Consider the following 8,354-nt stretch of genomic DNA (forward strand, 5'->3'; position numbering starts at 1 on the left):
TCTCACTCGAGAGCTCGGTCGTCAGTGCACGCAACTTTATGTCCTGCACCATGGCCTGCTGGTTAACCGCCTTCAATTCGTCGATCAGTTTCTCGAAAGTACCCGTCCCGCCGACGTTATCGGTCGCCGAGTTACCGACGCCGGGACCCGCGGACTTGGTATCAGTCTTGTTATCAGTCTTGCTAGCATTCTTGCTATCATGGGAGTCGTGGACACCACCAGTAGAAGGGCTAGTAGAGCTTGTTTTGGTCATATCGCTTCACCTTCCATTTTTTTGCTGCCATCAATGGCAACACTCCACTGACGTCGAAGAACCGGCGTCAGGTATCCTCTTCTGTTTCAGCTATAGCTTCGCGAAGATTTGACATGTTTCGCTCCATCGCCTGCATCGCGACGCTGGCAAGAACCGAACCGAAAGCCGATTCGAACTTCTGACGATCAGCTACCGACTGCGAGCTGCCACTGTCAGAATTGGTATGGATCACGCCTTCGATTGCCCCGGCCATCTGGTGCCTCTCACTTCAGTTCCGCCAAAACGGTGGTATCACCACCGAGCGATTCACATTGCTCACGCTACTGGGATTAGCTGTCGAGAAGCTGACGAGAATGAGAACAACCTCACTATCGTCAAGTGAACCCAGCTGAGAGCGCGCATTCGCAGGTACATGCCGCGACTGCCACCGCGCGAATTTCTCGGCCCCACTTTCAATCTCTACATTATGCCGACGAGCGCCAGATCGCGGCGCCGGCCCAACGCACCTCATCACATCGCTCGATCAGCAATGGTGTGATGGCAGGTCGGAGGCAAAACCGTGCGCAGTTAAAAATGCTACCGCGGGAATCGGTGGTGATGTTGTTTCGTGGCCCCACAGCGATCGTCACTCGGGACTGACGACCGCAGGCACCTGCTTTGCGAAAGCGTCAGAGCAGCGTCGTGCCTGCACATGCTCTGAGCCGGAGATGAGTTTCATGAGCACGATGACGCCTCTCCGGGATGTTAAGACGACCGACACTGGCTCGTCCTGCTCCGTCTAAAAGTCGTCAGCTTCTCGAAAGCTCGCCCCCTTAACGTGAAAGCCTCGATCTTACGATGTCGATGCCAAGTGTTTACCGCAATGGAATGGAAATGAACCTAATGCAGCTCAACAGCGTTTCGCTGCCCGCCAGTGCAGATCCAGCTCTGTTCGGGCTTGTCCCGGGGGCTTCGTCGGCCTTGGAATCATCCGCGCAGACCCCCGGCCAGATTCGGGAAGGCGAACCTTCGATGTTCGAGGCGATGGTGTCCATCTGCTCGCGGGAAGAGAAATCCGACGTTCCCTCCACGCCACCGGATCTGCTGCAATCAGAACGACAGATCCCGCAGGATTCGCTGGACCAGTTGTCAGCGCACTCGAAGGCGGCGATCGAGGCGGTGATGAAGGATCCGGTTTTTTCTTCCTCGGTCGATTCCTCCTCGGTCGATTCCTCTTCGGTCGACACCCCTGGTGCAGACGCATCGTCGACGGCTGCTCCATCGCCTGACGTACCGAGCACTCCGGTGCCAAGCTCTAGGATCACGTGGAACGGCGGCACGCTCACCAATGCCGAGTTGCAGATCGTGGCAGTGCTGAACCGGCATAAGGACCAATGCCCACTCAGCTGGGACTCGCTGGCAGCCAAGGCCAGCGATCCGTCGACGCCCCCGGATCTGAAGGAGGCGATCGAAGGATTGCGACGCGATCCAGAGCTCTTCTATGCGATTGGCTCCCAAGGGGACGGCCGCTGCGGCGGCAAGATCAAGGCCAAGGATCTGTCAGAGTTTTCCGCCAGCCATTCGCAGGTTGCTACATTCCAGGAGCAGCAAGCGCAAAGCTACGAGCAGAACTATATTCCATCCGACGGCACCTCGAATGGACAAGCATCGGTCATGACGTTGAATGATGCATTGCGCGAGCTTTACAAGTATTCTGACTACCTGCCCAAGAATTTGAGCCTGGACGATTTCAAGCGGATCGTCGACGGCAAAGCCGACACTGGTAAGTGTCCGCCTCAGCTGATCGCGGCGGCTCAACACTTCCTCGAGCACCCGGACGCCTGGAAGCAGTTGTGCGGTGGTGCGACTGATAAAATCCACAAGGACGACTTCTTGCAAGTCGCCTCCTCGTCGATGAATTCCACGCAAAGCGAGCTGAACACGCTCGACACGATCAACAAGAATCAGAACGCCTTCTTCGGGGACGGTGACCTGACACGACACAAGTTGGCGAGTATGGTCGAGGACAAGACTCTCGACCCGAAGATACGAGAAGCGGCATCGCAACTGCTCTCGGACCCGATCTTGTTCCGTTTGCTAAACAATTCGATTACGGGCTACAAGACCCATCAGGAGTTCTTCGATTTAGGCGGCGGGCATACGGTCGACTCCGGTAATATCAGCAACAACGACTTCAGGCACTTCTATAGCAACATGTCACCTGCGAACCATACCGTTCAGCAGATCAAGACCCATGTCCCCAAGACCGCCGCTGAACAAAATGCAGTCACAGACATGTTGATGGGGGTATCCGACCAACCCGATGTCGCGTCTCCGAAGAAGAATGGCGGGGTCCTCATGCATGCGGTCGATGACGTAGCCAAGGTGGGCTCGAAGGTGCTCGACTGGGAGGCCACGGCAGTAGGCCTGCTCGGCGTCATTCCGGGACTGGGCGAGTTGGCCGATGGCATATCGATGGTGCTCGAGCTCGAGTCGCAAGCATTGAGCCTTCTGCATACGGGCATTAGCGGAGGTGATATGAAACAGGCTCTGAAAGAGGTTGGCCTTAATCTTGCGGGGCAGGCCATTAGCTTTGTCGCTGGGCCCGAGGTCAAATTCGCGCTGCGCGAGGGCCTCGCAAAGGAGATGCTCGAACAGACCGTGCAGTTCGGCCTCGATACGGCGATCTCGAAAGTGCAGTCCTATGCCGAGGACCATTTGGACGACCTGAAGGCACGCCTTACCGAGCCCATGCAGGCCGCAGGCGTTCCGAGTCAGGTCGCTACGCCGCCGTCGTCTCAGAAGGTGGCCTGAAAGGCCAGTTGCGGGTAAGGTGCGATTCGTATCTACCTTTTCAGGGACGGACGCTTGCAACTTCTGCGCCGCTCGACAGTACGGCCTCGAGAAAGTCGGTATGTGCCACGTCATCAGGGCGAAGCCGCCGCTCGGCAAGCGGCGGAAGAACGCGCGCTGCACTCGAGGCGCACCCCACGCGCGATGAAAGTCGCCTGTAAAAGCCGCCGAGCGCGGTGTCTGTACGGCCCACGGTTACGGCAGCAAGGCGCAGAAGTGCCGCCGCCCTACCGCCGGATCCGCGCGTTCGGGTGCCGCCGGAGACCTTGTCGTTCGGCGCCAGTCCCAGCCAGGAGGTAAAATGCTTTGCACTTCGCCACGAGGAGAGGTCGTCGCCCCATTCAGCGATCAGCTTCAGCGAGAGGTAAGGACCGAGGCCGTCGAGCGTGGTGATGTCCTTTCCGAGCAACGGAACAGCGCCACGGGGACGTTCGTAAGCTAGAGCGTTCGCCTGATCGGTTCGATTCCGACGCGCCTTCAACACGGCTTCGATCCGGGGCGTCGCAGACAGATGCTTTCTCGTGGTAGGCGTCCTAAAGCGCAAGTGCCTGCTCGAGCGCAAACAGACGCTCGGCGCGATAGCTTCCGGTGAGCGCCTTCACGATCGTCTCCGCACTACCGTGGCAACTGTAATGGCGCAAGCACGCCAGCGCCTCAGGATCGCGCGGATGAGGCGCAGCTGGTGGCGCCGGTGATGTCGGCGAGACCTGGTGGAGTTGAAGATTATCTCCGTCAAGGCCTTGTGCATATGCTTGATGTGGGAGGCCGCGTACCCAATCAGACGCTCGCGCTGGCACACGTAGGCTCGCAGCTCCGCAATCTGTCCTTTGGGCCGAAAGCTGGCTCGCGACAGCCCAAACGAATGGAGCCGCTGCAGCCACTGCGCATCGGTGATATCGGGCTGGCTCGAGCATCGGCACCGCTTCTGAATCAAAACACATCGGCCAACCGGTCCGGCCGGCGACGGCCGCGCCACCCTTCTTCTGCGATGGTAGGGGGTTGTTCTGGGTCCGATACGCGGTTGACGGACTAAACGACGCCTTGGCGGCGGCCACTGGCGGGCTGACGGTACTTCGTGTAGAGCCTTCTGTCGTTGCCGCCCGTGATGCAAGAAGTTTCTGACCCGTTCGGCGTGTGGACGATGCGCTCTTCTGTCAGGCCTTCCTTTACGGCGTCCTCAGAAGCCGCTGGCCGGTACGGTGATCCGCGGATCAAGTCCAATTCTCATCTCCGAGCACCTCGGCTCTTCAGCTCTAACTGGTTTTCCTGATCCAGATCTGTTCGATCGTTCCGCCCATTAGGGTCGTCCCCTTCTCACACCCTTCACCAACGTCAGGCTATTTCGTGCTGCATTCGTCATGATGCCGTCACTGCCTGCGCTGGGTTCCGATAATCCACCTTCCGGGTGGCCATGGCCCAAATCGTCCCAGCCATCTTGGCCGCGAAGGCGATCGCCACGAGCAGTGCGCGGCTTCCGCGAGAGCGCTTCGGCGGGCACAAGAGCTGCGTTTGCGCTCAGGTAATCTACCACTTCGCCGGCGGCCAGACCGTCGTCCGCCACTGATCCAGCAGAGCTGGCTCAAGACCGGAAGACGAGCAGCGGGCGTGGTAGTCGATGGCTCAGCTCCGGCTGCCTGTCTTCTCGACTCGGCTTCGGAAGGCGGAGCTTCCATGAGTTCGAGCACGGCGCGCCCCTTCCCACGCCAACCGCCGTTCAGGCGCTCGTCGAACGGCAGTGCCACGTAGTAGGCGACGTCATCCGGAGTCACTCTCGCGATCGCGTTGCGCGCCACGCGCCCACCCGAATATCCAGTCGACACTGCGTGCAGTTCGCTGCCTCGGACTGGGAGTGCCACCAGGTCGAGCAAGCCATCCAGCGCACGAGACGCTCGGGCGGCGGTGGAAGTCGCTTTCCTCGCGGCGAGCTCGACGCCTCGGCGGGTCCGAGTGCCTCGCATCATGTCCCCCTTGCGACGTGCCGCTTGCACTAGTCCAGCACCTCCTCGCCTCGTGCTGGGTGGATAACGTGGAAGCCTGCATCGCGCAACGCCTCGACGATACGCGGTCGAGCTGCCCAAAGGGGTCGGATTTTCCCTTTATGCGCTGGCGTCAGCTTACGGACAGCTAAGCTGTCTATCAAGCGGGTAAGGGCTAACGACCTGAAGCAAAGCAAGACGTATGATCCGGGTGCAGTCGTCATGTACGGTCGAGTTAACAATTGGCCCGATATTCCGGCCGAAGAAAGATATCATCGGGCAGCCAACGCTGAGGAAGCGGGTGCCGAAAGCCAGGGCTTCGCCGATGCGTTCGCTAGAACGCGATTGCAGGAGTCTGCTGGCAGCTCACCTTCGCAACCGAGTTATTCCCTCGTTCGAAACCCTCCTGTGGTCGAGATCGACAGAGCTACCTTCAGGACAGAAGTGAGGACCTTTCATGGCGACGCAATCAACCGCATCGCCAACAATCCACACGAGTACTCGGAATTTGTATCCGCAAGAGCTAAGCGCACAGCAGAGGTCGCTAAGGAATACGGTATCAGAAGAGATTCAGAAGACGCCCGATATTACAGCTACCAATTAGGAAATGTGAGCGTCGGCCTCCAAAGAACGGAGGCCGGATTCAACATGACTGAGTTCGAAAGCGACAAGTGGCGAGAACAGTTCCCTGGACGAAGTGAAGTCACCTCAATTGTTGATTTTCAGGTTGCTCATCCGCTTGTCGCGAACGCCGGCGATATTCTGCTCGAACATCAGCTTCGGCAAGACGGCGAACGACCATTGGTGAACTGGCGTCCTGCTAATGCAGAAGCGAAGGCCCGCGCAGAGACAATGGGCTTCGTTGAAGTGGACGAGGACGACATGGTACTTGACCCCACTCAGTCCGCCCAGTGGACAAAAAACAGCCTCGGTGAATGGCAGCGCGCAACTAAATCTCAGCTTTATCTCTCCAAGGTCGATAGTGATACGGAGGTTGCAGCAGATTCCGAAGAGGATGGTGACTTTATGTAATGCCCAGATCCGCTGGTATTCATGTTTGGGCAGGCGGTGGAGCAAGAAGCGCAGGCAAACGGACAGCTGCGGCAAAGGTCAAGCCTCAGCCGAGCGAAACCGACAATTCGACTGGATCCGCGAGGTGCTTTGTAACAAGGCACCAATGTTCACCATCAGGCCGGTCCGAAGTGATAGAGATGTCGAGCGAATTGAGCCACAGCAACCATGCGCTCTGATGCCGGCGCTAAGCTCTGCGCCGCTGCCGCCGACCTTAAGGACGGACGTGTTGACCGGTGCGATGTGGCCCGTCCTGAACCGGCTTAATGCCAGATGCGATCTCGACAAGCTTGTGTGCGGCGGCTTCGGAGCCAAGCTAGCTTGATCGGCGGAAATCTCATCAGGCTCGGACTGACTCGCTGCCGCCAAGCATCGTGGAATCGTCGCCGCTAAGAAGGCAGTTTGAGCGCCTCCGACCGGACACCTGCTTGCCAGAGGATGATCAGGATTGCTGTCAGCAAATCCCTCAGCCAGGCGATCACGCGGCGGAGGTTGTGGCCGACGGCGGTGAGGATGACGTTGCTGGCGTCGCTCTGACGCCCCTTGGGATGGCAGCGGCCGAGGTGACAGTCGCTCTCATGTGGCCAACGATGGGCTCGATGGCTGAACGGCGCCGGAGCTCGCGCTAGATGACGCCGAAGACGCCCCGTTTCTGCCCGGAGATGAAGACGCTGCGCGGTCTATCGGTGTTGCGGCCGCGATAGCCCTTGTCGACATAAGCGCGCTCGACCGCGCAGCTGGTTAGCGTTTCCGTCGCCTCGATGATGGTGCCGAGCGAGTGTCCGTCATAGCGATTACCGGGCAGTGCGCGAGCGTGCACCACGAACTGGCCGCCCGGCGCGCGGCCGTTGGTGGTGACGATCGAGGCCTTGACGCCGAACTCGTAAGGCGCTGCCGCCTTGCCTTTGCGGATGTACTCGACCTCGGGCGCATGGAAGGAATAGAGCTTCCTGCGCTGCCGCTGCTGTTGCGATCCGCGCATCAACGTCAGTAGGCGTCGTTCTTTCTTCCTGCTCATTTTCTGAACCATCCGTTCGAGACGCCGCCGCGCCGGACATCGGGCCAGGAGCGTTGTTCACGCCGGTGCTCCGCGCGGGCTTTCCATGTGGACACCAACAGGATCTCTCAGGTTTCCTGGTGACCATCCCGCAGCTGGCCGGGTTGGCCGATCCAAACAGCAGCGCGCTTGCCTCCTCGCTGCGCCAGGATTTGACGCGGCGCTGAAGCGTTCGCAGCAACTTATCCGGATAGCAGATATTCCGCCTGCAGCCCTATCAGGAGCTCGGCGCCGTTTCGCCACGGCTCGGCCTTGAACCACTCCTGCAGCTGTGCGGTCCCCTGAACGAGCGGATCAGGGGGACGACGACCTCGCTTCGCTTTGAGGATCGGACGGTCCGTCCGTCGAGATGCGCCCTCTTCCAAGCCGTTCGCAAGCTGGCGAGGAAGAAGTCGATGGGCGGGGCCGCAGTAATGGAATCGCCCGACGACTTCACGTCGGCAAAGTCGGCCAGACGTTGCTGCGCAGACCGAATGTTACGCAGCAACGCGACCGGGTCCAAGCTGAAGCAGATTTCCTGCAGTCGGGCCAGAACCGCATCGGAGGTATGTGGGTTAGCTGTCAGCCGCTTATGCGGCGGCGTCGGTGCCACTATTAGATTTACGGACGCGTGCGCCATCGCGCTATCAGCTTGAACGAAGGCTGTAAGAAGTTCACGAACAGGCGCACTGAGCGATAGAGTTCTGCGAGCAACGCAGCCGAGCTATCGCCAAATTTTGGTGACGGCCGGAGCCGGTCAGGCGGCGGCGGTTATGGGCTGACGGTCGGTCGGCTTGGCGATGACCTCGATCCCATCATTGAATGTCACACCGACAACGAGTTTTGGCAACTGGTTGTGGCCATCGAGACGACGCCAGCTTCTCTGCGCGGCCTCGAGCAGCTTGAAGACCATCGCGAGTGCCGTCTTGTTGGACAGGCAGCCCTTCGATCGGATGGTGCGGTGGCGAACGGTGGCGAAGGTGCTTTCGATGGGGTTGGTAACCGGTATGAGAGTTTCTCGGTGCCGATGTTCCGCTGCGGTGTTCTGCGTCGTGGCGTATGGTGCGACCATCGGGACAGAGGCACCGGGAGCACGATGTGTGGGCAGGCCGATGCATACGATGAGCCGCGAGCTCGAGTTAGTAGCTGGCCGCCTCTGCGACTCGCCCGGTTGCGCTGGGAGCGC

The 8,354-nt window shown here is 59.5% G+C and carries 5 protein-coding genes and 4 pseudogenes; 2 read left to right on the top strand and 7 right to left on the bottom strand.

The genetic code is table 11. The annotated features are described in order from the left end of the window. The coding region (locus tag IVB32_RS28740; protein ID WP_247412112.1) for a hypothetical protein at positions 1–253 on the bottom strand (253 nt) is incomplete at its 3' end. A 67-nt stretch (positions 254–320) separates the two neighbouring features. Continuing rightward, positions 321–506 carry a hypothetical protein gene (locus tag IVB32_RS28745; protein WP_247412114.1) on the bottom strand — a complete coding sequence of 62 codons (186 nt, stop codon included), beginning with the start codon at positions 504–506 and terminating at the stop codon, positions 321–323. A 629-nt stretch (positions 507–1,135) separates the two neighbouring features. Here IVB32_RS28745 and IVB32_RS28750 point away from each other — a divergent pair. Next, positions 1,136–3,046 carry an HrpF/NolX family T3SS translocon protein gene (locus IVB32_RS28750; protein WP_276576785.1) on the top strand — a complete coding sequence of 637 codons (1,911 nt, stop codon included), beginning with the start codon at positions 1,136–1,138 and terminating at the stop codon, positions 3,044–3,046. 40 nt (positions 3,047–3,086) lie between these two features. Here the strand turns inward: IVB32_RS28750 and IVB32_RS28755 are convergent, their stop codons facing one another. Further along, positions 3,087–3,494 carry an IS110 family transposase gene (locus IVB32_RS28755; RefSeq protein ID WP_247399058.1) on the bottom strand — a complete coding sequence of 136 codons (408 nt, stop codon included), beginning with the start codon at positions 3,492–3,494 and terminating at the stop codon, positions 3,087–3,089. A gap of 524 nt (positions 3,495–4,018) precedes the next feature. Beyond that, positions 4,019–4,228: pseudogene (locus IVB32_RS28760) on the bottom strand (hypothetical protein); the annotation flags it as partial. A 1,055-nt stretch (positions 4,229–5,283) separates the two neighbouring features. Between IVB32_RS28760 and IVB32_RS28765 the strand changes: the two are divergent. Further along, complete coding sequence (locus IVB32_RS28765) at positions 5,284–6,093, top strand: effector protein NopP (RefSeq protein WP_247399060.1); 810 nt, start codon at positions 5,284–5,286, stop codon at positions 6,091–6,093. A 428-nt stretch (positions 6,094–6,521) separates the two neighbouring features. Here the strand turns inward: IVB32_RS28765 and IVB32_RS28770 are convergent. The 3 pseudogenes from IVB32_RS28770 to IVB32_RS28780 all read right to left on the bottom strand — a co-directional run. Continuing rightward, positions 6,522–7,180: pseudogene (locus tag IVB32_RS28770) on the bottom strand (IS5/IS1182 family transposase); the annotation flags it as partial. Between the two features lie 118 nt (positions 7,181–7,298). Then, positions 7,299–7,891 (bottom strand): annotated as a pseudogene (locus IVB32_RS28775) (ISNCY family transposase); the annotation flags it as partial. Between the two features lie 34 nt (positions 7,892–7,925). Beyond that, positions 7,926–8,168 (bottom strand): annotated as a pseudogene (locus tag IVB32_RS28780) (IS256 family transposase); the annotation flags it as partial. Positions 8,169–8,354: the final 186 nt, after the last annotated feature.

It is taken from the genome of Bradyrhizobium sp. 23, from assembly GCF_023073295.1.
In the GTDB taxonomy this organism is placed as follows: Bacteria; Pseudomonadota; Alphaproteobacteria; order Rhizobiales; family Xanthobacteraceae; genus Bradyrhizobium; species Bradyrhizobium canariense_D.